The 819-nt window shown below is 69.1% G+C and carries 1 protein-coding gene; it reads left to right on the forward strand.

Annotated elements, in window-relative coordinates:
• Positions 1-819 (forward strand): acyltransferase domain-containing protein (locus tag E4099_RS32515; protein ID WP_135342661.1); only part of this gene is annotated, 819 nt, incomplete at both ends.

Here is an 819-nt window from a genome sequence, read left to right on the forward strand (position 1 = left end):
AAGCGAGCCGGTGCCGGTGGCTGATGGGCTGGTGCCGTTGCCGTGGGTGCTGTCCGGTGTTTCGGAGGCGGGTCTGCGGGGGCAGGCGGCGCGTCTGCTGGAGCGTGTCGAGGCCGATGCCGAGGTGTCGGTGGGCGATGTGGCGTATGCGCTGGTGAGTACGCGTTCGCGGTTCGAGCATCGTGCGGTGGTGCTGGCCGCGGATGTGGCCGGTTTCGCGGCGGGGCTGGCTGGTCTGGCTGCTGGTGAGCCGTTGGCCGGTGGTGTGGTCCGGGGTGCGGTGTCGTCGGGTAAGTCGGCGGTGCTGTTCTCGGGGCAGGGCAGCCAGCGGCCCGGGATGGGTCGTGAGCTGTATGCGGCCTATCCGGTGTTCGCGGATGCCTTTGACGCGGTGTGCGCTCGGTTCGATGGTGTGCTGGGGCGGTCGCTGCGGGAGGTGGTGTTCGCGGAGGCGGGCACCGAGGACGCCGAGCTGTTGAACCAGACGGCGTTTACGCAGTGTGGTCTGTTCGCGCTGGAGGTGGCCCTGTTCCGGCTGGTGGAGTCCTGGGGGGTTCGTCCGGACTTCGTGGGCGGGCATTCGATCGGCGAGTTGGCTGCCGCGCATGTGGCGGGCGTCTTGTCGCTGGATGACGCGTGTGTGCTGGTGGGGGCGCGTGGTCGGTTGATGCAGGCGTTGCCGGCTGGTGGTGCGATGGTGGCGGTGCAGGCTGCTGAGGCTGATGTTCTGCCGTTGCTGGTGGGGCGTGAGGCCGAGGTGGGTATCGCGGCTGTCAACGGTCCGGTGTCGGTGGTGCTGTCCGGCGTTGAGACCGCTGT

The organism is Streptomyces palmae, from assembly GCF_004684805.1.
GTDB lineage: Bacteria > Actinomycetota > Actinomycetes > Streptomycetales > Streptomycetaceae > Streptomyces > Streptomyces palmae.